This is a genomic window from Actinomadura napierensis (genome assembly GCF_039529375.1).
GTDB classification, from domain to species: domain Bacteria; phylum Actinomycetota; class Actinomycetes; order Streptosporangiales; family Streptosporangiaceae; genus Spirillospora; species Spirillospora napierensis.
The window spans coordinates 1-916 of the sequence record NZ_BAAAMR010000277.1 but is presented as its reverse complement, the minus strand read 5'-3'; the positions used below and the strand labels follow the sequence as shown (position 1 = coordinate 916).

At 47.7% G+C, this 916-nt stretch carries 1 protein-coding gene; it reads left to right on the top strand.

Translation table 11 applies throughout. The features are described 5' to 3' along the window. On the top strand, nt 1-916 hold a 916-nt coding region (locus ABD296_RS49415), incomplete at both ends, for an aldehyde dehydrogenase family protein (protein ID WP_344285470.1).

Sequence of the window (916 nt, the reverse complement as noted above, 5' to 3'; positions counted from 1 at the left end):
TTTAAGACTTACCGCCATACCACACCTGAACAGCGTGCTGTTTTTTTAGAAAATATTGCAGATGAACTCGATGCTTTGGGTACCGATTTTCTAGAAATTGTCTCACAGGAAACTGCTTTGCCACTTGCACGTTTACAAGGTGAACGTGCCCGGACCAGTGGGCAAATGCGCCTGTTTGCTAAAGTGCTGCGCCGTGGTGATTTTTTAGGTGCCCGTATTGATACCGCTTTGCCTGAGCGCCAGCCTTTACCTCGCCCAGACCTGCGTCAGATTAAAATCGGTGTAGGCCCTGTTGCAGTCTTTGGGGCAAGTAACTTTCCTTTAGCATTCTCAACTGCGGGTGGTGACACTGCTTCGGCACTGGCAGCAGGTTGCTCTGTAGTGGTGAAAGCCCATAGTGGACACATGGCGACAGCAGATTTTGTAGCGCAGGCAATTGAGCGTGCCGTAGAAAAATCAAATATGCCTAAAGGCGTATTTAACATGATCTACGGTAATGGTGTGGGTGAACCACTGGTTAAGCATCCTTTAATTCAAGCTGTGGGTTTTACAGGTTCATTGCGTGGTGGACGAGCTTTATGTGATATGGCCGCAGCCCGTCCACAACCGATTCCGGTGTTTGCTGAAATGAGCAGTATTAACCCGATGCTGATGTTGCCAGAAGCCTTAAAAAACCGTGGTGACAAAATTGCACAGGACTTGGCTGATTCAGTGGTTTTAGGCTGTGGTCAGTTCTGTACCAATCCGGGTTTAATCTTGGGTATTAAATCAGCTGAATTTAGCCAGCTTATTAGCAACCTGACTGAAATTATGGGGGCTAAGCCTGCACAGACTATGCTCAATGCCGGCACCTTAAAAAGTTACACCGCTGGTCTTGAGCACTTGACCCAGCATCAAGGCATTAAGCATTTGGCTG